Raw genomic sequence first — 22,332 nt, 5'->3', positions numbered from 1 at the left:
TCTCAGAGAATGGACAGCTCTACCTGACAGGAGGCCGGCAGTGAGCACCGAGCTGCGTCGTCTGCGCAACTACATCGACGGTGAGTTCCGGGACGCCGCCGACGGACGGACCACCGAGGTGGTCAACCCCGCGACGGGCGAGGCGTACGCGACCGCGCCGCTGTCCGGGCAGGCGGACGTCGACGCCGCGATGGAGGCCGCCGCGCGTGCCTTCCCCGCGTGGCGTGACGTGACCCCCGCCGAGCGACAGAAGGCCCTGCTGAAGATCGCCGACGCGTTCGAGGAGCGGGCCGAAGAGCTCATCGCGGCCGAGGTGGAGAACACGGGCAAGCCGATCGGACTCACGCGGTCCGAGGAGATCCCGCCGATGGTCGACCAGATCCGCTTCTTCGCGGGCGCGGCGCGGATGCTGGAGGGCCGCTCGGCCGGTGAGTACATGGAGGGCCTGACCTCCATCGTGCGCCGTGAGCCGATCGGCGTCTGCGCGCAGGTCGCGCCCTGGAACTACCCGATGATGATGGCCGTATGGAAGTTCGCGCCGGCCCTCGCGGCGGGCAACACGGTCGTCCTGAAGCCGTCGGACACCACTCCGGCGTCGACCGTCCTGATCGCCGAGATCATCGGGGGCATCCTGCCCAAGGGTGTCTTCAACGTCATCACCGGCGACCGTGACACCGGGCGGCTCATGGTCGAGCACCCGACTCCGGCGATGGCCTCCATCACCGGTTCGGTACGGGCCGGCATGTCGGTCGCCGAGTCCGCCTCCAAGGACCTCAAGCGGGTCCACCTGGAGCTGGGCGGCAAGGCGCCGGTCGTCGTGTTCGCCGACACCGACATCGCCAAGGCCGTGGAGGACATCTCCGTCGCGGGCTTCTTCAACGCCGGGCAGGACTGTACGGCCGCCACGCGTGTCCTCGTCCACGAGGCCATCCACGACGAGTTCGTGCAGGCGCTCGCGAAGGCCGCCGCCGACACCAAGACCGGGCAGCCGGACGACGAGGACGTGCTGTTCGGCCCGCTCAACAACCCGAACCAGCTCAAACAGGTCTCCGGGTTCATCGAGCGGCTGCCCGCCCACGCCAAGGTCGAGGCCGGCGGTCACCAGGTCGGTGACAAGGGGTACTTCTACGCACCGACCGTGGTGTCCGGGCTGAAGCAGGACGACGAGATCGTCCAGAAGGAGGTCTTCGGTCCGGTCATCACCGTGCAGTCCTTCTCGGACGAGGCGCAGGCCCTCGAGTGGGCCAACGGCGTCGAGTACGCGCTCGCGTCGTCCGTGTGGACCAAGGACCACGGGCGTGCGATGCGGATGTCCAAGGCGCTGGACTTCGGGTGCGTGTGGATCAACACGCACATTCCGCTGGTTGCGGAGATGCCGCACGGCGGGTTCAAGAAGTCCGGGTACGGCAAGGACCTGTCGGCGTACGGGTTCGACGACTACACGCGGATCAAGCACGTGATGACGTCCCTGGACGCGTGACGCTGCGCTAGGCGCCGCGGGGGTCGTGGCCGTCTCACGGCTGCGGGTTCGATGTGGCCGGTCGCGCAGTTCCCCGCGCCCCTTCGCGGCGTCGCAGCCCCGGACGGAGTGAGTACCGTTCGGGGCTGCCGCTCGACATGGCGTCGATTGATCGGCCGCGGTCAGCAGCGGCATGCTGCGGCAATGGCCCTCCCCTCGATGAACTCCCCACTGTCCCGCCGGACTTTGCTGCGCACCCTCGGTGCGGGCGCTGCGCTCGGTGGGCTCGCCGGCTGCGGCGTGCGGCCCGCCTATGTGTCGCCGGGCGACCGGGCCGCCACCGATGTCTCCGCGACCGACAAGCGGCTCACCTGGGCGAACTGGCCGCTGTACATCGACACGGACGAAGAGGACGCGAGGCGCAGGCCCACACTGGAGGCGTTCGAGAAGAGCGCAGGGATCTCCGTCGACTATGTCGAGGAGATCAACGACAACGACGAGTTCTTCGGCAAGATCAGCCCCGCCCTGATGAACCATCAGCGCACCGGCCGCGATCTCCTCGTCATCAGCGACTGGATGTGCGCCCGGTTCGTACGGCTGGGCTGGGTGCAGGAGATGGACCGGGCCCGCCAGCCGAACGTGACGAAGTACCTGGACCCGCTGCTGCGTTCACCGGCGTTCGACCCCGGACGGAAGTACACCGTGCCGTGGCAGTCCGGCATCACCGGCATCGCGTACAACCGCCGTCGGCTGGGCCGCGACATCCACAGCGTCTCCGAGCTGTGGGCGAGCGACCTGAAGGGCCGGGTGACCCTGCTCTCCGGTCTGGACGAGGCCTTCGCGCTGCTCATGCAGGGCAACGGCGTCGACATCACCCGGTGGACCGCGGACGACTTCCACACCGTCTGCGACCAGGTCGACGAGCAGGTCCGCAAGGGCCAGATCCGCCGCTTCACCGGCAACGACTACATCAAGGACCTGTCGAGCGGCGACGTCCTGGCCTGCCAGGCCTACTCGGGCGATGTCATCCAGCTCCAGGCCGACGACCCTGACATCCGCTTCGTCGTCCCGGAGGAGGGCGCCGAGCTCTGGTCGGAGTCCCTGATGGTCCCCAACCTGGCCCGCCACAAAGCCAACGCCGAGCGGCTGATCGACTACTACTACGACCCCGAGGTCGCCGCCGACCTCGCCGCCTGGGTCAACTACGTCTGCCCCGTCCCGGCCGCCCAGGACGTCCTCGCCTCCGCCAAGGACGAGGAGACGGCGGCGCTGGCCGAGGATCCGCTGATCTTCCCGGACGCGGCAATGCGTCGGCGTCTCGCGATCGCTCGGGACATCACGTCGGACGAGCGGGTGGAGTTCGCGAAGCGATGGAACGCGATCGCGGGGTTGTAGGAGGCCCTTGCAGCCCCTGTGCCCCCTACCAGTGACCCTGCCGGTGCACCGCCGTGCGCCCCACCGTCGCCGCCAGTTTGCGCAGTCGGCGCCAGTCCAGGCGCGGGCCGCGCTGGGGGACGCCGGGGCGTTTGCGGGGGACACGGACGCGTAGGGCGCCCGAAGTGATGCGGCAGTGGACCGGGGCCGGCAGGACAAGGGCCTCGCCGTCGATGCCCGCCTCGATCTCCTCGCGGTCGGCCTCGATGACCACTTCGGTTGCGGTGAGGATGCTGAGGCCGGGCGGCGCGGGGTCGAGGAGCAGTGCGGCGGCCTCGGCCGCGCTGTCCACCCTGATGCCGAGGACGCCGAGAACGGCGGCGTCGAGGCGGTCGCGGCGGCCGAGCCCGAAGGGATCGTCCGTGCGGTAGGGGTTGTTGCTGACCAGCACGGCATGCGGGGCGTGGAGGGTCGTGTCCGCCGCCCGGACGGTCAGCAGCGGGCCCTGCTGGCGGGTGAGCAGGTCGGGCAGCAGCTCCAGGCTGGTGCCGATCTTGTCGTCGCGGTACCCGGGGCTCTGCACGATGGCCGCGTACGCGCCGAAGGAGGCGTTGTTGACGAAGGGGCGGCCGTTCGCGAAGCCGAGGTCGACGCGCAGCTCCACGCCGTCGACGAGCGCGTCGAGGCAGGCCGCGGGATCCTCGCGGTCGAGGCCCAGGTCCATGGCGAAGTGGTTGCGGGTACCGGCGCTGATCACCAGGAACGGGATGTCGTACGCGGCGGCGATGGCCGCGACCAGTGCCTGGGTGCCGTCCCCGCCTGCGACACCGAGCAGATCCGCGCCGTCCGAAACGGCCTTGCGGGCCAGGGCGGTGACGTCCTGATGCTCATCGGGGTCGAGGAGGACGACCTCGGCGCCGAGCCGTTCCGCCTTCTCCTTGAGCGCGAAGCGCTCCACCTTCCCGCCGCCCGAGCGGGGGTTCATGATCAGGATCGCCCGCCGCGGTGGCGCCGCCTTGCGCCCCCGCATCACCCGCACCCGTGAGCTCCCCGTGCCCCGCAGCGCGTACCGGCCGCTCCACACGGCCACCGTCCACAGCGCCACGGACGCCAGCAGCGCCCAGAAGAGGGTGGCGGCGAACAACGTGATCACGGCGGCCGGTACGGCCAGGGCCACGACGCCCGCCAACCAGCGCACAGGTCCGCGCAGCGTCAGCGTCCACCACACGGCGACGGCGCCGATCCCCAGGCCCGCCACACCGGCCACCAGGAGCAGCACGCCGCCGACCCCGCCGTAGGCGAGCGGCACGAGCACGGCGAGCCCTGCTGCGGCCAGCGAAGCCCGTGCCGCCCAACGTTGCCCCCGGTAAGCCCGTTCGCTCAGGTCCAGGCCCATGCGTCCTCCCTCGTCGGCGGACATCGTAGGGCCGGGCCGGTGCGGGCCGCATGGCGGCCGTCGGTTCGGGCTCCGCGACGGAGCCCGGCTTTGAACGTGTTCAACTCCAGGCGTACGCTGCCCCCATGAGCGACAGAGCCGCCCTGCTCAAGGGCATCCGCGTCTGGCTGGCCCTCTTCGTCGTCTGCCTGGTGCTCAGCGGCGCCACGGCCTTCCCCCTCGTCCACGAACTGCGCTGGACCGAGGACCTGTTGCGCGCCCTGTCCGTGCCGGAGCACCTCCCCGGCCTCATGGACTGGATCGAGCGCGTCCGGCGTGGTCTCGACACCGCCGACGCCGACTACCCCTTCCTGCTCTACGGCACGGACCTTCGCCCATCTCGTCATCGCGGTCGCCTTCTACGGCCCCTACCGCGATCCGGTCCGCAACATCTGGGTCGTCGAGTTCGGGATGATCGCCTGCGCGGGCATCATTCCGCTCGCCCTGATCTGCGGGCCGATCCGCGGCATCCCCCTGTGGTGGTCGGTGATCGACATGTCGTTCGGCGTCTTCGGGGTGATCCCGCTGTACGTCGTGCGGAAGAGGATCAAGCGGCTGGAGGCGCTGACGACGCCGTCAGCGCCTCCGGCTGCCGCCGTCGTCGTCAGCGGTTGAACGCCGGGAAGGCGAAGCGCTGGGCGATGGACAGGCCGTCGCCCTTCGCATCGGTCGAGTTGACGGAGTAGACGACCGTCCGGGACAGATTGCGGGTGGCCGCGACGACGGTGTGATAGCCGGGGCGGGAACCCGTCTTGCCCCAGATCTCCTTGCCGTTCAGCTCGAAACGCTCCAGCGAGGCACCCATGGTGGCCCCCTCGATGTCCGGGACCGCGAACATCTCCTTCAGCTGCGGCTCGGGCACGACCCGACCACGGAACAGGGCGAACAGCAGCCGTTCCAGGTCCGCCGTCGTCGAGATCATGTCGCCGGCCGCGAACCGGTCGGACATGTTCCACTCGGTCACGTCGACCAGCTTGCCGTCGATCCAGTCGTAGCCGCGGTTGTGCGGTCCGTGGACGCGAGGGTCCGGGCCGTCGGGAAAGGACGTGTGCCGCATGCCGAGCGGGCGGAAGATCCGTACGGCCGCCTGGTGGGCGTACGAGTCGCCGGTGACCTTCTCGATCAGCATGCCCAGCACCGTGTAGTGGATGTTGCCGTACCGCTGGTACTCGCCGGGCGCGTGATCGGGGTCGGGGCCCTTGGCGACCGACGCGGCCACCACCTCCTCGGGGGTCAGCGTCTCGAAGCGGTGCTCGTAACCGTCGTCGACGCCCTCACCGAGGGACGCCCCCGGCTGCAGACCGCTGGTGAAGTTCAGCAACTGCCGTACGGTGATGGGCTCGAAGTCCTCGGTGAGCAGGCCGGGCAGATACTGCTGCACCGTCCCGTCGAGGGAGATCCGCCTCTCGGCGGCGAGTTGCAGCACGATCGCCGAGGTCACGATCTTCGTCGTCGAACCGGCGCGGAAGCGGGCGTTCTGCAGCGCCGGCGCCCCGCTTCTCATGTCCCGCACGCCGGCCGCCCCGTGCCAGCTCCCCTTGCCGCCCACGCGGATCAGCGCGGCCGTGGCGTCCTTGTCGGGCAGCCCCGCGAGCGCGGCGCACAGGGCCTTGACGTCGGGGCCGCTCTTCGGGGCCGCCTCGATCGCGTGCGCGGAACAGGACGATGACGACGCGGGCCGCGCGGAGGCCGTCCCGGCGAGCGGCAGTGCGGCCAGGGTCAGGGCGAGCGCTGAGGTGAGGAGTGCGGGAAGCGGGCGTACGGGCATCTGCTGCTCCTGGAGTCGGGTCGGTGGGATGTCCGTGATCATCGTCGGGCCGTACGGTCCCGTGGCGGATCGTCGGTGAGGAGGGGCTGCGACCCTGGGGGATCCCGGAGCAAATCCCTTGCAGGGAACGGGGGTTGTGGGGGATCGCCCCTACGGGGTGCCGGTCGGCGAAAAAGTGTTATCGCCGACCCCTTCACCGCGTCTCCACTGGCGGAATGTGATCTCCGATATAGCCGACGGTGCTGGTCGGGCTGAGAAGGTGCGTACGGGCAGCGCATGACCCTGGAGAGGACGTACGTGGACGAGGGAGCCGGCAGGCAGTGGCGCTCCACCATCGCGGCGGCGCAGGCCGGTGACCGGCAGGCGCTGGACGAACTGGTGGAGGGCTGGCTGCCGCTGGTCTACAACGTCGTCGGACGTGCCCTGAACGGCCATGCCGATGTCGACGACGTCGTCCAGGAGACGATGCTGCGTGCCGTCGACAACCTCGGCTCGCTGCGGGACCCGGACAGCTTCCGCTCCTGGCTCGTCGCGATCGCCATGCGGCAGATCCGGGACCGGGCCCGCCGTAAGCAGCCCGCACCGCTGGAGGAGTCGGCGGCGCACGAGGCCACCGACTTCGCCGAACTCACCGTGCTGCGGCTTCAGTTGGAGGGGCAGCGGCGGGAGGTCGCGGAGGCGGTGCGCTGGCTGGACGCCGAGGACCGGCAGTTGCTGTCCCTGTGGTGGCTGGAGGTCGCAGGCGAGCTGACCCGGCGCGAACTGGCCGCCGCGGCCGGGATCAGCCGGCAGCACGCCGCGGTGCGCGTCCAGCGGGTGAAGGAGCGGCTGGAGACCGCGCGCGGCATCGTCCGCGCACTCGACGGCGCCTGCCCCGACCTGCGCGAACCGACCGCCCGCTGGAACGGACGCCCGGACTCCGTCTGGCGCAAACGGCTGGCCCGGCACATCAGGGGCTGCGGCTACTGCGGCGACACCCGCGAGGCCGTCGTACCGGCGGAACGCCTTCTCGTCGGCATCGCGCTCGTCCCGATCCCGGTCGGGTTCACCCTGTCGCTGGCTCTCGGCGGCAAGACGGCGGTCGCGGCAACGGCGACGGCCGCGGCGGCCTCCGTCGGCTGGTCCGCGAAGGTGATGGCCGCGATCACCCAGCCGGCCGTGGCGGTGACGGCCGGGGCGACACTCGTCGCGGGCGGCGCGTACGTCGTCACCCAGGCCCCGGACGCCCCGACCCGCGCTGCCGCACCCACCGCGGCGAGCACGGCCCGCCCGCCGGCGCCGGCCGTGTCACCGACGGCCACGCTCTCCCCGTCCCCCTCACCCTCGCCGTCCCCGTCACCATCGCGGAAGGCCGAGCTGTACGGCACGGTCGTCGACGCCGTCGACCGGGCCCCCGAACCGAACGCCCGGCCCGCCGCCCTGCCGCACCGCCCCGAGTCCGGTATCACCAGCACCTGGGGCGCGAAGGCCGTCATGCAGCACCGCGGCGAGAAGGTGACGCTCAGCGGGCAGGGCTACATCCTGGTGCGCTGGCAGATCTCCCCGCAGTCACGGCCCGGCGCGCTGGTCATGCCGACCTGGACCGGTCTGAAGGGCAGGCTCTTCCATGTCGCGTCCGGCGGCGGCCGTCGCATGGACGACACCACCGGCCCCGACACCACCGGCATGGGCGGACCCGCCACCGGCTACACGGTCCTGCCCGACGGCACCCAGCAGATGTGGCAGAACGAGTACTTCTACGTCGACGGCTCGGTCACCCTCAACCAGAACGAACGGGGCGCCGACTACGGCGTCGTCGTCTTCCCGTCGACCTGGGACGCGGCCCAGAAGGACGTGCGAACCGGCCCCGGCCAGGGCGCGATCCGCTACGGCCAGGTCCGCGACGACGGCAAGGACACCGCACCGGTCCCGCAGTACGTCACCCGCGGGACACCGGCCGATCCGGCGACGGTGCCTCAACGCTCGCGCGTGTAGCGGCCTTCGGCGTCGGACCGGGCGGCGAGCAGGCCGACGAGGACGTCGACGCGGTTGGTCGTGATCGAGTCGACGCCGAGGTCCAGCAGTCGGCGCATGGAGCGCCGGGTGTCCGGGGTCCAGACGGACAGCAGGTGACCACCGCGGTGGACGCGCTCGGCGAGGGCGCGGTCGACCAGGCCGAAACGGTAGTTGAGCCAGTGCGGGCGCACCGCGTCCAGCAGGGCGGGGCGCGGCGGGGCCAGCGTCGTCCAGGTCAGGGCGATCTCCGCGGCCGGGTCGGCGGCCCGCACGGCGAGCATGGCCGGGGCGCCCGCGCAGTAGTACACGCGGTCCTGCGCCCCGCACTCGCGTACGACGTCCACGATCCGCCGTACCGCCCGCACGTCGGGCGTGCCCGGCAGGTCGAGCATCACCCGGCTGCCGTCACACGACGCCAACGCCTCCTGAAGCGTCGGCACCCCGCCCGCCGTCAGCCCGCGCACCTCGGCCGCCGACAGCGCGCGCACGGGCCGGTCCTGCTCCCACAGCCGCTTCAGCGTCTCGTCGTGCAGCAGCACCGGCACGCCGTCCTTGGTGAGCCGTACGTCGATCTCCACCGCGTCCGCGCCCCGTTCGAGCGCGGAGCGCAGGGAAGCGAGTGTGTTCTCGCGGACGCGGTAGGGGTCGCCGCGGTGGGCCACGGCGGTCACGTTCTGCATGAGGGCATTCCGGTCGGGGGCGGGGCCATCGTGGATGAGCCGGGGCGTGGAAGGCGCAGCGGGCTCAGGAGGCGAGCCAGTCGGTGGTGTACGTGTCGATCTCGGCCCTGATCCGGGCCTTGCCCGGCTCGTCGAGGAAGGACACGTCCACGGCGTTCTTGGCGAGGTCCGCCAGGCCCCGCTCGTCAAGGTCGAGGAGGCGTGCGGCGACCGCGTACTCGTTGTTGAGGTCGGTGCCGAACATGGGCGGGTCGTCGGAGTTGATGGTGACGATGACGCCGGCCTTGGTGAACTGCTTGATCGGGTGCTCGTCGATCGTGCGCACCGCGCGCGTGGCGATGTTGGAGGTCGGGCATACCTCCAGCGGGATCCGGTGCTCGGCGAGGTGCGCGAGCAGCTTCGGGTCCTGTGCCGAACTGGTGCCGTGCCCGATGCGCTCGGCGCGCAGGTGAGTGAGGGCGTCCCAGACGGTCTCCGGGCCGGTGGTCTCCCCGGCATGCGGTACGGAGTGCAGTCCGGCGGCGATGGCCTGGTCGAAGTACGGCTTGAACTGCGGCCTCGGTACGCCGATCTCGGGCCCGCCGAGCCCGAACGAGACCAGGCCCTCCGGGCGCAGCCGGTCGTCGGTGGCGAGCCGCACGGTCTCCGCGGCGGACTCCAGGCCGGCCTCGCCGGGAATGTCGAAGCACCAGCGCAGCACGGTCCCGAACTCGGCCTCGGCCGCCTTGCGGGCGTCCTCGATCGCCGCCATGAAGCCGCTCTCGTCGATGCCGCGGCGGGTGGAGGAGAACGGGGTGATGGTCAGCTCGGCGTACCGCACCTGCTGGCGGGCCAGCTCCCGGGCCACCTCGTACGTCAGCAGCCGTACGTCCTCCGGGGTGCGGATCAGATCCACGACGGACAGGTACACGTCGATGAAGTGCGCGAAGTCCGTGAACGTGAAGTAGTCGACCAGGGCCTCGGGATCGGTGGGGACCTTGGAGTCGGGGTGGCGGGCGGCGAGTTCCGCGACGATGCGGGGGGAGGCGGAGCCGACGTGGTGGACGTGCAGTTCGGACTTGGGCAGTCCGGCGATGAAGGCGTGCAGATCGCGCGGGACGCGGGCGTCGACGAGGTTGTCGGTCAAGGTTCCTCCCCAGGAACGGCGTCCCCGGCCGGGTGTGTGGTCGGCGGGACGCGGGTGATCGGCTGATCGATGACTCGGGGTCATCGTATGCCGGGGCCGTGCCCGAGTTGCCCGGGCCTTAGCATGACGGCACATACGACGGAGGGGGGCCGGGCATGTCCGACGACGCGCAGACGCCGGGGGCGGCGGACGGATCGGGGGGCGCGGCGGCAGGAGGGCCGGCTTCACCGGGGGCTTCGTCGTCGGGTTCGTCGGAGACGGATCCGAGAACCTCGCTGGAGAAGACGGGGAGGAACGCGACCTCGGCCGAGCCGGATCCGTGGGCGCCGCCGGTCGCGCCCGGGGGACCCGGACCCGGCTACACCGTCGCCTCGAACGACCCGCTGACCTGGCCCGCACCATCCGTGCACGATCAGCAGACGGTGACGTCCATGCCGTCCTCCGGCATGCCGACGCCGCCGGGCGAGTCGAGTGCCAACCCCTTCGCGGCGCCGGGGTCGGGGCCCACGTCGCCTGTGCAGCCCCTCGCGCCGGCCGGGCCCTTCGCGCCCCCTACGGCGTCCGTTCCCTACGCCGTCCATGGTGAGCCCGTTCCGCCGCCGCCCCTCGCGCCCGGTGGGCCGGGGCACGTCGCGTACGGCTATCCCGGGCCTGTCCAGGGGTACCCGCCGCCGGTCATGGGTCCGGGTACCGGGGGTTATTACGGGTGGCCCGGGGTGCAGGCCATGCCGAGCAATGGGATGGGTACGGCGGGGCTCGTGCTCGGGATCATCTCCGCGGCGATCTTCTGTCTGTGGCCGGTCGCCATCGTGATGGGTGCGCTGGCGTTGATCTTCGGGTCGATCGGGCGGGGGAAGGCGCGGCGGGGGGAAGCGACGAATCCTGGGCAGGCGCTGGCGGGGATGATCTGCGGGGCGGTGGGGTTGGTGCTGGGGTTGGGGATGCTGGCGGTGTTGATCTCGACGGTGTAGCGAGCGGGGGGTTTCTTCGCCCCCGCCGCCCCTACCCGTCCCATCCCTGGGGGCTGCCGCCCCCGGACGGGCTGAAATACCTGGACCGGCGCTGGAAAATCAGCCCCTCACCCCCGCAACCGCTCCCGCGCCCCCATCAACGCAAACCCCAACAAATTAGGCCCCCGCCACCGCTCAGGGTTCCCCGCCCCGTCATCCCCCGCCGCCAACCCGATCCCCCACACCCGATCCACCGGACTGGCCTCCACCAGCACCCGATCCCCGGTCCCCAGCAAGAACCCCCGCAGCTCCGCATCCGCCGAGAACTTGTGGACCGACCCCTCGACGACGATCCGGAACCGCTCCCGCTCCCACACCGCGTCGTCGAAGCCGCGCACGAGCCGCCCCGCCTTCTTCGCCAGCGAGGGATGCCCGGCCTCCAGCACCCGCCGCTCGGCCTCCGCGTCCCCGAAGAGCCGGGCCTTCTCGGCCATCATCCAGTGCTCGGCGGTCGCGTACGACACGCCGGCCACCGTGAACGGCGACGGCCACCACTGGCTCAGGCAACTCGCGCTCACCTGTCCGTCCGGTCGTGGCCGGTGGCCCCAGAAGTGCAGATACTTGACTCTCGTCCCCGCACGGACCTCCCTGATCAGGACGTCCCAAGAATCGATCTTCGCCATGTGGCCGAGTCTGGCACGCACCACCGACAATCCGTCCCGGGTTTTCAAGGCCCACTCGACACCTGGTCGACAGATTCCGTTGCGTAACCAAAAGGCAACAACGGAATCACTTGTTGGGACCTTCCTGCTCTGTCAGGATCGGCACTCAAATCGAGCCTGAGCCACGCCACCCCACCCCACGCCGACCCCACTGCGGTCCCTCCAGGGGGACACGGAGGAGAGCGACATGCACAACCCGGGCACCGTCACCCCGGAACGATTCCCGGCCCAAGACCGCTTCGCGGACGGCGCGCAGTTCATTGCGGGCCGTCTGGTGAAGGGAACGTCGGGTCGTACGCACGCCGTCGTCGACCCGGCCACCGGCGAGGAGGTCTACACCTACGACCTGGCCGGCACCGACGACGTCGACGCCGCCGTGGCCGCCGCGCGCGAGGCGTTCCCCGCCTGGGCGGCAGCCACCCCGGGCGAGCGCTCGGACGCACTGCACCGCTTCGCCGCCGTCCTCGCCGAGCGCGCCGAGGACTTCGCCCGCGCGGAGTCCCTGCAGTGCGGGAAGCCGCTGAAGCTGACCCGTGAGTTCGACGTGCCGGGCACGATCGACAACACCTCCTTCTTCGCGGGGGCCGCCCGCCACCTCGCCGGCCAGTCCGCGGGGGAGTACTCCGGCGACCACACCTCCTACATCCGCCGCGAACCCATCGGCGTCGTCGGCTCCATCGCCCCCTGGAACTACCCCCTCCAGATGGCCGCCTGGAAGGTCCTCCCGGCGATCGCCGCGGGCAACACCATCGTGCTCAAGCCGGCCGAGCTCACCCCTCTCACCTCGCTCCTCTTCGCCCAGGCCGCCACGGACGCCGGCATCCCCGACGGCGTCATCAACATCATCACCGGGACCGGCAAGGAGGCCGGCGAGCATCTCGTGGGCCACCCCGACGTGGTCATGACCTCCTTCACCGGCTCCACCGCCGTGGGCAGGCGCGTCGCCGAGATCGCCACGGCCACCGTGAAGCGGATCCACCTGGAGCTGGGCGGCAAGGCGCCCTTCGTCGTCTTCGACGACGCCGACGTGGAGGCCGCAGCCAACGGGGCCGTCGCGGGCTCGCTCATCAACACCGGGCAGGACTGCACGGCCGCGACGCGCGTGTACGTGCAGAGGCCGCTCTATGAGGAGTTCGTCTCGCGCACCGCCGCCCTCATGGAGAGCGTCCGCCTCGGCGACCCCTTCAGCCCCGGCACCGATCTCGGGCCCCTCATCTCACACGTCCAGCGCGACCGTGTCGCCGGGTTCGTCGACCGTGCGCGTGCCTACGCGCGCGTGGTCACCGGCGGTGAGGCCCCGCAGGGCGATCTCAAGAACGGTGCGTACTACCGGCCCACCCTGGTCGCCGACGCCGCCCAGGACAGCGAGATCGTCCAGTCCGAGATCTTCGGGCCGGTCCTTGTCGTTCTGCCGTTCGACAGCGACGATGACGGGATCCGGCTCGCCAACGACACCCCGTACGGGCTCGCCGCCTCCGCATGGAGCCGCGACGTCTACCGGGCGAACCGCGCCACCCGCGAGATCCAGGCGGGCTGCGTGTGGGTCAACGATCACATCCCGATCATCAGCGAGATGCCGCACGGCGGCTACAAGGCGTCCGGCTTCGGCAAGGACATGTCCGCGTACTCCTTCGAGGAGTACACGCAGATCAAGCACGTCATGTTCGACAACACGGCGGTCGCCAGGAAGGACTGGCATCGCACCGTCTTCGGGGACCGGTAGCCGATCGGACCGGACCGGACCGCCCCCGGCCTGAGCGGACCTGACCAGGCAGGAAGCCGGACCGGACCGGATCAGATCGGCGCGGCCGCCTCGCCCCTCCCCGCGGCCGGCCTCCCCTCCCTCCCGATCTCCCGAAAGGGCACCACGCGCATGGAGCAGTACGAGCCCGACCGCCTGTCCCCGGCCCAAGTGGCCGCCATGCGGCGCAGCCTGCGCAACGGCCGGGCCGCCATGACCCGCCGTTCCCTGCTGCGCGCCTCCACCGGCGGCGCTCTCGCGGTGGGCGGACTTGGGGCGCTCAGTGCCTGCGGAATCCCCGCGGCCGGCAAGACCGAGGGCGGCACGTCCGCCGAGGACCACTCGGCGAAGGAGAAGCAGGTCAGCTTCTCCAACTGGACCGAGTACATGGACGTCGACGACAGCGGCAAGCACCACCCGACGCTGGAGCAGTTCGCGAAGCGGACCGGCATCAAGGTCAAGTACACCGAGGACATCAACGACAACAACGAGTTCTTCGGGAAGATCAAGCCGCAGCTGGCGGCGGGCCAGGAGACCGGGCGCGACATCGTCGTCCTCACGGACTGGCTCGCCGGCCGCCTGATACGCCTGGGGTGGGTCCAGAAACTGGACCCGTCGAACCTGCCGCACGCCTTCGCCAACCTCTCCCAGCAGTTCCGCAACCCCGACTGGGACCCGGGACGGGCGTACTCGTACCCCTGGCAGGGCATCTCGACCGTCATCGCCTACAACAAGAAGGCGCTCGACGGCGTCGAGGTGAAGACGGTCTCCGACCTGCTCGACAACCCCAAGCTCAAGGGCCGCGTCGGCTTCCTCACCGAGATGCGCGACACCATCGGGATGACCCTGCTCGACATGGGCAAGGACCCCGCCAAGTTCACCGACGACGACTACGACGCGGCGATCGCCCGTCTGCAGAAGGCCGTCGACAACAAGCAGATCCGCCGGTTCACCGGCAACGACTACACCTCCGACCTCACCAGCGGAGACTTCGCGGCCTGCCTCGCCTGGGCCGGTGACGTCGTACAGCTCAAGGCCGACAGCCCGGACATCGACTTCCTCATCCCGGACAGCGGCTACATGACGTCCAGCGACAACATGCTGATCCCCAACAAGGCCCGTCACAAGACGAACGCCGAGCGGCTCATCGACTTCTACTACGAGCCGAAGCCCGCCGCCGAGCTCGCCGCCTACATCAACTACGTCTGTCCCGTGGACGGCGTGAAGGAAGAGCTCGCGAAGATCGACGAGGACGCGGCGAACAACCCGCTGATCCTCCCCGACAAGGCCATGCAGGCCCAGTCCCGTGCCTTCCGCTCCCTGAGCTCGAAGGAAGAGACGGCCTACGAAGAGAAGTTCGCGAAGCTCACAGGGGCGTGACCACCATGACGAACGACACCAGCGGCGACGTCCGCCTCTCCGGCATAAGCAAGACCTACGGCTCCTTCCATGCCGTACACCCGCTCGACCTGACCGTGCCCCAGGGCTCCTTCTTCGCCCTGCTCGGCGCCTCCGGCTGCGGCAAGACCACCACCCTGCGCATGATCGCCGGCCTGGAGGAACCTTCCTCCGGCACCGTCCACCTCGGCGAGCAGGACGTGACCGCGCTCCCGCCGTACAAGCGGCCGGTGAACACGGTCTTCCAGTCCTACGCCCTCTTCCCGCACCTCGACATCTTCGAGAACGTCGCCTTCGGCCTGCGCCGACGCGGCATCAAGAGCGTGAAGAAGCAGGTCGAGGACATGCTCGACCTCGTCCAGCTCGGCGAGCAGGCCCGCAAGAAGCCGCACCAGCTGTCCGGTGGCCAGCAGCAGCGTGTGGCCGTCGCCCGCGCGCTGATCAACCACCCCAAGGTGCTCCTCCTCGACGAGCCGCTCGGCGCCCTCGACCTCAAGCTGCGCCGCCAGATGCAGCTGGAGCTCAAGCGCATCCAGACCGAGGTCGGCATCACCTTCGTCCACGTCACGCACGACCAGGAGGAGGCCATGACGATGGCCGACACGGTCGCCGTGATGAACGCGGGCCGCGTCGAGCAGCTCGGCTCGCCGACCGACCTCTACGAGAACCCGCGCACGACGTTCGTCGCCAACTTCCTCGGCACCTCCAACTTCATCGAGGCCGAGGTCGACTCCAAGAGCGGCGACGACATCGTGCTGAAGGCGGCCGGCGGCAAGCTCGTCCTGCCCGAGGCGCGGTGCAGCGCGGCCACGGCGACCGGCGGCAAGGTGCTGGTCGGCGTACGCCCCGAGAAGATCTCCCTCACGCATGCCGACGAGGCGGGTGAGATACCCGAGGGCCGCAACCGCATCACCGGCAGGATCGCGGACTCCTCCTTCATCGGCGTCTCCACGCAGTACGTCGTCGACAGCCCCGTCTGCCCCGAGTTCGAGGTCTACGCCCAGAACATCGACCGGGACGACCGGCTCGTACCCGGCGCCGAGGTCGTCCTGCACTGGAACCCGGCGCACACGTTCGGCCTGGACGCCTCGCAGTCCCTGCTTGCCGGGACGACGGGCTCCGCCGGCATCCAGGAAGAGGCGGCGGTCTGATGGCGACAGTCACCGAGGCGCCCCCGCCTCTCACCCCGAACGCCCCGGAGAAGAAGCCGCCCCGCAAACGCGGCCGCCTGGTGCCGTACTGGCTTCTGCTGCCCGGCATCCTGTGGCTGGTCGTCTTCTTCGCGCTGCCGATGATCTATCAGGCCTCCACGTCCGTGCAGACGGGCTCCCTGGAGGAGGGCTACAAGGTCACCTGGCACTTCGCCACGTACTGGGACGCCCTGTCCGACTACTACCCGCAGTTCCTGCGCTCGGTGCTCTACGCCGGCTCGGCGACGATCCTGTGCCTGGTCCTCGGCTACCCGCTCGCCTACCTCATCGCCTTCCGCGCGGGCCGCTGGCGGAACCTGATCATGATCCTGGTGATCGCGCCGTTCTTCACCAGCTTCCTGATCCGCACCCTCGCCTGGAAGACGATCCTCGCGGACGGCGGCCCGGTCGTCGGCGCCCTCAACACGCTGCACGTCCTGGACGTCACGAGCTGGCTCGGCATGACCGAGGGCGACCGCGTGCTGGCCACCCCGCTCGCGGTGGTGTGCGGTCTGACGTACAACTTCCTGCCGTTCATGATCCTGCCGCTCTACACCTCGCTGGAGCGCATCGACCCACGGCTGCACGAGGCGGCGAACGACCTGTACGCCAGGCCGGTCACCACCTTCCGCAAGGTCACCTTCCCGCTGTCGATGCCCGGAGTCGTCTCCGGCACGCTGCTGACCTTCATCCCGGCGGCCGGTGACTACGTCAATGCCGATCTGCTCGGCTCGACCGACACCCGCATGGTCGGAAACGTCATCCAGACGCAGTTCCTGCGGATTCTGGACTATCCGACGGCAGCGGCTCTTTCCTTCATCCTCATGGCCGCCATCCTCGTCATGGTGACGGTCTACATCCGCAGGTCCGGCACGGAGGATCTGGTTTAAATGACCTTCGTCAACTGGCTCAAGCGCAATCTCGTGGTCATCGCGGGACTGCTGACGCTCGCTTATCTCCTCCTGCCCAATGTCATCGTGACGATCTTCTCCTTCAACAAACCGAAGGGGCGCTTCAACTACGAATGGCAGGAGTTCTCCACGGCCGCCTGGCAGGACCCGTGCGGTGTCTCCGACCTGTGCGGCTCGCTGTCGGTCAGCCTCCAGATCGCGTTCTGGGCGACCATCGGCGCCACGCTCCTGGGCACGATGATCGCCTTCGCGCTGGTCCGCTACCGCTTCCGCGCGCGCGGCGCCATCAACTCGCTGATCTTCCTGCCGATGGCGATGCCCGAGGTCGTCATGGCCGCCTCGCTGCTCACCCTGTTCCTCAACATGGGCGCCCAGCTCGGCTTCTGGACGATCCTCATCGCGCACATCATGTTCTGCCTGAGCTTCGTGGTGACGGCGGTGAAGGCACGTGTGATGTCGATGGACCCGCGACTGGAACAGGCCGCGCAGGACCTGTACGCCGGTCCCTTCCAGACGTTCGTCCGGGTCACCCTGCCGATCGCCGCCCCGGGAATCGCCGCGGGCGCGATGCTCGCCTTTGCGCTCTCCTTCGACGACTTCATCATCACCAATTTCAACGCGGGCTCCACCGTCACCTTCCCGATGTTCGTCTGGGGCTCGGCCCAGCGCGGAACGCCCGTTCAGATCAATGTCATCGGTACGGCCATGTTCATCATCGCCGTACTGTTCGTCCTGGCCTCCATGGCCATCGGAAACCGCCGCAAGAAGCAAAAGGCGTAAACCCCTGTAGGGAGTTGAAATCATGGCCCCAAGCGCCATGAGTTCTGGCAATCACTGGACGAAGGCACTCTCCGACGCCCAGCCGGTCCCGTACTGGCTGGACGACCCGGGCCGCCCCCACCCCGAGCCCGCCCTCACCACCGCCGAGACCTGCGATCTGCTGGTCGTCGGCGGCGGGTACAGCGGACTGTGGAGCGCGCTCATCGCCAAGGAGCGCGACCCGCAGCGGGATGTCGTGCTGCTCGAAGGCCGCGAGGTGGGCTGGGCCGCCTCGGGCCGCAACGGCGGCTTCTGCGCCGCCTCCCTCACCCACGGTCTGCCCAACGGGCTCACCCGCTGGCCGGACGAGATCCACAAGCTTCAGGAGCTGGGCGCCCGCAACCTCGACGAGATCGAGAAGGCGGTCGCCCGCTACTCCCTGGACTGCGACTTCGAACGCACCGGCGAGATCGACGTCGCCACCGAGGCCTACCAGGCATCGGAACTGCGCGACTGGTACGAGGAGTTGCGGGACAAGGGACTCGCCGAGGGCGTCGAGTTCCTGGACACCGAGGCGGTGAGGGCACAGGTCGACTCACCGACCTTCCAGGCCGGCCTCCACGACCGCCGGGGCGTCGCCATGCTCAACCCGGCCAAGCTGGTGTGGGGCCTGAAGCAGGCCTGCCTGGACCTCGGCGTCCGCGTCTACGAGCACACTCCCGCCCTCACCCTGAAGCCGTACGGCGGGGGGATGGCCGTACGCACTCCGTACGGCTCGGTCCGCGCCCGCAAGGTCGCGCTCGGCACGAACATCTTCCCCAACCTGATCAAGCGCGTCCGCTCCTACACCGTCCCGGTCTACGACTACGCCCTGATGACCGAGCCCCTCACCGAGGACCAGCTCGCGTCGATCGGCTGGAAGAACCGCCAGGGCCTCGGCGACTCGGCCAACCAGTTCCACTACTTCCGCCTCTCCGCCGACAACCGCATCCTGTGGGGCGGCTACGACGCCATCTACCCGTACGGCGGCCGGGTGCGGGCCGAGTACGACGACCGTCCGGAGACGTACGCCAAGCTCGCCGGGCACTTCTTCACGTGCTTTCCGCAGCTGGAGGGCGTCCGCTTCACGCACGCGTGGGGCGGGGCGATCGACACCTGCTCGCGCTTCTCGGCGTTCTTCGGTACCGCCCACCAGGGCAACGTGGCGTACGCGGCGGGCTTCACCGGCCTCGGCGTCGGCGCGACCCGGTTCGGCGCGGACGTGATGCTGGACCTGCTGGCAGGGGAGCGGACGGAGCGCACGCAGCTCGAAATGGTCCGCAGGAAGCCACTGCCCTTCCCGCCGGAGCCCTTTGCCTGGACCGGCATCGCCCTCACCAAGTGGTCGCTGGCCCGCGCCGACGCGCAGGGCGGGCGGCGCAATCTGTGGCTGAAGGCGATGGACCGGCTGGGCCTCGGCTTCGACAGCTGAAGGCCGTCGGTGAGTATGTGACTCAGCTCACTACGAACTGGTGGTGAGAACCCGCGTAATGCCTGCCGGTGACCTCCCTCTCCCTCGTGACGCGATCGGCGTCCACAAGGAAAAGGGAGGTCACCGTCATGACAGGGGCGAAGACGGCGGTCGAGTGGCTGGCATCCGTTGCGCCGAATCCCGAAGCCTGTCGCTGGGAGTGGGAGCGCAACCCCCTCGGGGTTGCGTTGCTGCCGGCGGGCAAGGCCTGGGACGTACTCATCCTGCCGGGCGAGCTCGGCTATCCGACCCTCGATGTGCTCACCCGCGTCATCGATCAACTGGGCCCGGTCCTGGTCGACTTCGGCGATGCACGCATGGGCTTCTTCGTGCCGCCCGGCACGGCCACCCGCTGGCTCGGCACCGGCATCCGTACGGCCGGGGCCGGCACCTGGATCGTCGTTCCGTACCCGGGCCGCGCCACCGGCGGCACCCGCTGGCTGGTCCCGCCGGACGGCACCGGCACCCTCACCGACCCGGCACTTCTCGAACTGGCCATGCATGAGGCGGCGGCGGGTCTCGCGGACTCTTGACAGGCGCATTGGTCTGGACCAAGTTGTGTGCGGCTCCACCCTCCATTTCCCCCTGCCCGGAGGCACTCGTGGATCGCTTCAGACCTCTCGCCCTCCTGACCGCCGCGGCACTGACCCTGCCCGGCGTCACCGCGCTCTCGTCGGCCGCCCGTGCGGCCGACGCGGACCTTGCCCGCAACGGCGGCTTCGAGGCCGGCCTCGACGGCTGGACCTGTACGGCCGGTACGACCGTCAACACACCCGTGCGCAGCGGCAGTTCCGCGCTCCAGGCCACCCCGGCCGGCAGCGACAACGCCCGGTGCGCACAGACCGTCACCGTGAAGCCGGACTCCCAGTACACCCTGTCCGGATACGTCCGCGGCTCGTACGTCTACCTCGGCGCGAGCGGCACCGGCACCACCGACGTCTCCGCATGGACCCAGTCCGCCCCCGGCTGGCAGCAGCTCACGACGACCTTCCGGACGGGCCCCTCCACCACCCGCGTCACCCTCTACACCCACGGCTGGTACGGCACCGGGGCCTACAACGCCGACGACATCTCCCTCGTCGGACCCGGAGTGGACGCCGGCCAGCCGCCCGCCGTCCCGACCGGCCTGAAGACCGGAGCGGTCACCTCGTCCAGCGTCGCCCTGTCCTGGTCGGCCGTCCCGGGTGCGACGGGCTACGCCGTCTACCGCGACGGCGCCAAGGTCCAGACGGTGACCGGCACTTCGGCCACGACCGGCGGGCTCTCGCCCGCCACGGCGTACGGCTTCCAGGTCGCCGCGGTGAACGACGCGGGCGAGTCGGCGAAGTCGGCCACGGTGACCGCGACGACGACCGCGGGCACCGGCAGCCCCGTGGACCTCCCGGCCCACGCCCTGGTCGGCTACCTCCACGCGAGCTTCGCCAACGGCTCCGGCTACACCCGCCTGGCCGACGTCCCCGACAGCTGGGACGTCATCGACCTGGCCTTCGGTGAACCGACCTCGGTCACCTCGGGCGACATCCGCTTCGACCGCTGCCCGGCCACGGAGTGCCCGAACGTCGAGAGCGACGCCGAGTTCAAGGCGGCGATCAAGGCCAAGCAGGCGGCAGGCAAGAAGGTGCTGATATCGATCGGCGGCCAGAACGGCCAGGTGCAGCTGACGACGACGGCCGCGCGGGACACCTTCGTGACGTCGGTGTCGAGGATCATCGACGCGTACGGACTCGACGGCCTGGACATCGACTTCGAGGGCCACTCGCTCTCCCTGAACGCCGACGACACGGACTTCAAGAACCCGAAGACGCCGGTGATCGTCAACCTCATCTCGGCCGTGAAGACCCTGAAGGCCAAGTACGGCGACGACTTCGTGCTGACCATGGCCCCGGAGACCTTCTTCGTCCAGCTCGGCTACCAGTACTACGGCACCGGCCAGTGGGGCGGCCAGGACCCGAGGGCCGGGGCCTATCTCCCGGTCATCCACGCCCTGCGCGACGACCTGACGCTGTTGCACGTCCAGGACTACAACTCGGGCCCGATCATGGGCCTGGACAACCAGTACCACTCCATGGGCGGCGCCGACTTCCACATCGCCATGACCGACATGCTGCTGACCGGCTTCCCGGTCGCGGGCAATGCCGGCAACGTCTTCCCGCCCCTGCGCCCCGACCAGGTCGCGATCGGCATGCCCGCCTCGACCAACGCGGGCAACGGCCACGTCCCTCCGGCCGAGGTCACCAAGACCCTCGACTGCCTGACGAAGAGGACCAATTGCGGCTCGTACGCCACCCACGGCACCTGGCCCGCGCTGCGCGGCCTGATGACGTGGTCGATCAACTGGGACCGCTACTCGAACTGGGAGTTCCAGCGGACGTTCGACGGCTACTTCGGCTGACGGCTACTCGGGCCGGCGTCCGGCACGGCTGAGGAACAGCCGGAGCAGCGCGAGGAGCACCGCGCAGAGGCACCAACTGGCCACTACGTCCAGTGGCCAGTGGTAGCCGCGCCGGACCAGCCCGAAGCCGACGCAGACATTGAGCACGGCGCACGTGACGAGGAGCGCGCGCCGGGCGAACACGGAACTCAGCCACGGCAGCAGCAACAGGGTCGCGGCACCGTAGGCGATGGCGGCCGTGGCCGTGTGGCCGGACGGGTAGTAGCCGGTGGCGGGCGGCACAACCGGGGTGCCGGGACGGTCGGTCAGGATCTTGAGGGGGATCACCAGGGCCGGAACCAGCGCCATGAGCAGGGCCGCGGAGGCAGCCGGCAACCACCATTGGTGTGTACCAGTGCTGCGGGCCCGCCAGGCGGCGTACGTCAGACTCACGGCGAGCACGGGCACCGCGACCGGCACATTGCCCAGGTCGGCGAGGAGTTCGGAGAAAGGGTCCGGACGAGCCAGGGCCCGGCTGGCCGCCTCGTCGAGGTCGACCAGCGGGCCGTCGGCCACCACCTGCCAGGTGATGAGCACGAAGAGAAGGGCGGGAAGCCCGAGGAGTCCGAGAAGGACGAAGAGGGAGGTCGGCCGCCCCGGAACAGGGGGGGTGGTTCCGGGGCGGCCGTCCGGATCGGAAGGTCGCGCGCCCCGGGGGGTTTGGGGCGGGCGACTGTCCGATCGGTGAGGAGATCCGGAGCCGGAAGCTCCGGGTGTGTGCGCGAGGGCACGACCAGGTCGAAGCTGGGGAGGCCTCGGCCCGAAGTCGCCCAGAGTCCCCTCTGGGCGGGGTGTATCTCTCATCTGCTTAGAACCTACGACAGGGCGATGGTGTTAGACAGCCGGAATGGCGTCCTGACATCCACCTCGCACACCTTCTTCA

Annotated in this window: 18 protein-coding genes and 1 pseudogene; 13 read left to right on the top strand and 6 right to left on the bottom strand. The window is 69.9% G+C overall.

Features of this window, described 5'->3' with window-relative positions; translation table 11 throughout:
• Positions 1-40 precede the first annotated feature (40 nt).
• On the top strand, positions 41-1,480 hold the full coding sequence (locus OG331_RS15995; protein WP_406196594.1) for a gamma-aminobutyraldehyde dehydrogenase: 1,440 nt from the start codon (positions 41-43) through the stop codon (positions 1,478-1,480).
• 183 nt (positions 1,481-1,663) lie between these two features.
• On the top strand, positions 1,664-2,854 hold the full coding sequence (locus OG331_RS15990) for a spermidine/putrescine ABC transporter substrate-binding protein (protein ID WP_406196591.1): 1,191 nt from the start codon (positions 1,664-1,666) through the stop codon (positions 2,852-2,854).
• Between the two features lie 25 nt (positions 2,855-2,879).
• On the opposite strand, the gene OG331_RS15985 is transcribed toward OG331_RS15990, so the two are convergent.
• Complete coding sequence (locus tag OG331_RS15985) at positions 2,880-4,229, bottom strand: diacylglycerol/lipid kinase family protein (RefSeq protein WP_406196588.1); 1,350 nt, start codon at positions 4,227-4,229, stop codon at positions 2,880-2,882.
• Positions 4,230-4,354: 125 nt separating this feature from the next.
• On the opposite strand from OG331_RS15985, the pseudogene OG331_RS15980 reads away from it, so the two are divergent.
• A pseudogene (locus OG331_RS15980) lies at positions 4,355-4,883 on the top strand (hypothetical protein).
• On the opposite strand, the gene OG331_RS15975 reads toward OG331_RS15980, so the two are convergent.
• Positions 4,873-6,036, bottom strand: a complete 1,164-nt coding sequence (locus OG331_RS15975; RefSeq protein WP_406210055.1) for a serine hydrolase domain-containing protein — start codon at positions 6,034-6,036, stop codon at positions 4,873-4,875. The pseudogene OG331_RS15980 and the gene OG331_RS15975 overlap by 11 nt on opposite strands.
• Before the next feature lie 276 nt (positions 6,037-6,312).
• Here OG331_RS15975 and OG331_RS15970 point away from each other — a divergent pair, with 276 nt between their 5' ends.
• The gene (locus tag OG331_RS15970) at positions 6,313-8,010 is read left to right on the top strand and encodes a sigma-70 family RNA polymerase sigma factor (protein WP_406196585.1); all 1,698 of its coding nucleotides are present in this window, start codon (positions 6,313-6,315) and stop codon (positions 8,008-8,010) included.
• Here the strand turns inward: OG331_RS15970 and OG331_RS15965 are convergent.
• Positions 7,992-8,711 carry a glycerophosphodiester phosphodiesterase gene (locus OG331_RS15965; RefSeq protein ID WP_406196583.1) on the bottom strand — a complete coding sequence of 240 codons (720 nt, stop codon included), beginning with the start codon at positions 8,709-8,711 and terminating at the stop codon, positions 7,992-7,994. The two genes, OG331_RS15970 and OG331_RS15965, sit on opposite strands and share 19 nt — an antisense overlap.
• A 64-nt stretch (positions 8,712-8,775) precedes the next feature.
• Positions 8,776-9,837 (bottom strand): adenosine deaminase, encoded by a 1,062-nt coding sequence (locus OG331_RS15960; protein ID WP_406196581.1) that lies wholly within the window; start codon positions 9,835-9,837, stop codon positions 8,776-8,778.
• A gap of 155 nt (positions 9,838-9,992) precedes the next feature.
• Here OG331_RS15960 and OG331_RS15955 point away from each other — a divergent pair, with 155 nt between their 5' ends.
• A complete protein-coding gene (locus OG331_RS15955; protein ID WP_406196579.1) occupies positions 9,993-10,808 on the top strand; it encodes a DUF4190 domain-containing protein in 816 nt (271 codons plus the stop codon).
• 107 nt (positions 10,809-10,915) lie between these two features.
• Here the strand turns inward: OG331_RS15955 and OG331_RS15950 are convergent, their stop codons facing one another.
• Positions 10,916-11,470 (bottom strand): NADAR family protein, encoded by a 555-nt coding sequence (locus OG331_RS15950; RefSeq protein WP_406196577.1) that lies wholly within the window; start codon positions 11,468-11,470, stop codon positions 10,916-10,918.
• Positions 11,471-11,696: 226 nt separating this feature from the next.
• On the opposite strand from OG331_RS15950, the gene OG331_RS15945 reads away from it, so the two are divergent.
• From OG331_RS15945 to OG331_RS15910, 8 genes are all read left to right on the top strand, one after another.
• Positions 11,697-13,232 (top strand): gamma-aminobutyraldehyde dehydrogenase, encoded by a 1,536-nt coding sequence (locus tag OG331_RS15945; RefSeq protein ID WP_406196575.1) that lies wholly within the window; start codon positions 11,697-11,699, stop codon positions 13,230-13,232.
• Between the two features lie 150 nt (positions 13,233-13,382).
• A complete protein-coding gene (locus tag OG331_RS15940; protein WP_328878907.1) occupies positions 13,383-14,630 on the top strand; it encodes a spermidine/putrescine ABC transporter substrate-binding protein in 1,248 nt (415 codons plus the stop codon).
• 5 nt (positions 14,631-14,635) lie between these two features.
• Positions 14,636-15,799 (top strand): ABC transporter ATP-binding protein, encoded by a 1,164-nt coding sequence (locus tag OG331_RS15935; RefSeq protein ID WP_406196573.1) that lies wholly within the window; start codon positions 14,636-14,638, stop codon positions 15,797-15,799.
• Positions 15,799-16,728 carry an ABC transporter permease gene (locus OG331_RS15930; protein WP_406196571.1) on the top strand — a complete coding sequence of 310 codons (930 nt, stop codon included), beginning with the start codon at positions 15,799-15,801 and terminating at the stop codon, positions 16,726-16,728. Before OG331_RS15935 ends, OG331_RS15930 begins: the two co-directional genes overlap by 1 nt.
• A complete protein-coding gene (locus OG331_RS15925) occupies positions 16,729-17,529 on the top strand; it encodes an ABC transporter permease (protein ID WP_362384090.1) in 801 nt (266 codons plus the stop codon).
• A 22-nt stretch (positions 17,530-17,551) separates the two neighbouring features.
• Positions 17,552-18,979: an NAD(P)/FAD-dependent oxidoreductase gene (locus OG331_RS15920; RefSeq protein ID WP_406196569.1), complete on the top strand. Its 1,428-nt coding sequence runs from the start codon at positions 17,552-17,554 to the stop codon at positions 18,977-18,979.
• A gap of 128 nt (positions 18,980-19,107) precedes the next feature.
• The gene (locus tag OG331_RS15915) at positions 19,108-19,551 is read left to right on the top strand and encodes a hypothetical protein (protein ID WP_406196567.1); all 444 of its coding nucleotides are present in this window, start codon (positions 19,108-19,110) and stop codon (positions 19,549-19,551) included.
• Positions 19,552-19,619: 68 nt separating this feature from the next.
• Entirely contained in the window at positions 19,620-21,410 is a 1,791-nt protein-coding gene (locus OG331_RS15910) for a chitinase (RefSeq protein ID WP_406196564.1), read from the top strand.
• 3 nt (positions 21,411-21,413) lie between these two features.
• Here the strand turns inward: OG331_RS15910 and OG331_RS15905 are convergent, their stop codons facing one another.
• On the bottom strand, positions 21,414-21,986 hold the full coding sequence (locus OG331_RS15905; protein WP_406196562.1) for a phosphatase PAP2 family protein: 573 nt from the start codon (positions 21,984-21,986) through the stop codon (positions 21,414-21,416).
• Positions 21,987-22,332 lie beyond the last annotated feature (346 nt).

Origin of the sequence: Streptomyces sp. NBC_01017, from assembly GCF_045162795.1 — a bacterium.
GTDB lineage: Bacteria > Actinomycetota > Actinomycetes > Streptomycetales > Streptomycetaceae > Streptomyces > Streptomyces machairae.
Note: the sequence above shows the minus strand (reverse complement) of the source record. Positions and strands in the feature narration are given on the sequence as shown.